Here is a 529-nt window from a genome sequence, read left to right as displayed (position 1 = left end):
ACCGGATGCCGCATGATTTTGTTTAAATACGGTTTCCGCGGCTTGAGCAGCCGCCGGATGCAGCCATTTTGCCCCCGGCAGATCAGAAACCGCCCCCACAGATAAAGCCGCAGCAACCGCAGCGCCGGCCGCCAATGTTTTCATTCGCAATGAAGCTGTCTTTTTTTTCAATGTCAGTTCCTCCCGTTTCTATTAAAAACTGCTATACCGCTTTCATCATACCATAATCATCCTATGAAATATTTGTATTTTCGGTAGATTTATAGAACAAATGTCACATAGCCTGCTGATGCTTCGGGGATGATCGAAACGCGGCAATATACCACACCACATTGACGATGAAAGCCGCGCCTGACCAAACGAAAAGACCGTAATAAAGAGACAGCTCCTGCCCTAAGGAAATTGCGGTCAATAACGCCACCAACAAGACAGCCGCGCAAATGATAAGCCCGATCCCGCAAAAAACAGCCATGATGATTTTCATGCCACGAACACCGAGAATATACATAATGAGCGGGACCGCATATAT

General features: G+C 47.3%; 1 protein-coding gene and 1 pseudogene. Both read right to left on the bottom strand.

The window, feature by feature from the left end:
* A pseudogene (locus SB660_RS24500) lies at positions 1-171 on the bottom strand (outer membrane protein assembly factor BamB family protein); the annotation flags it as partial.
* Between the two features lie 103 nt (positions 172-274).
* The coding region (locus SB660_RS18920) for a DUF5391 family protein (protein WP_410583751.1) at positions 275-529 on the bottom strand (255 nt) is incomplete at its 5' end.

The organism is Bacillus sp. SIMBA_005 (assembly GCF_046535585.1).
Taxonomy (GTDB): Bacteria; Bacillota; Bacilli; order Bacillales; family Bacillaceae; genus Bacillus; species Bacillus pumilus.
The sequence above is the reverse complement of the archived record's forward strand: the minus strand, read 5'-3'. Positions and strand labels throughout refer to the sequence as shown.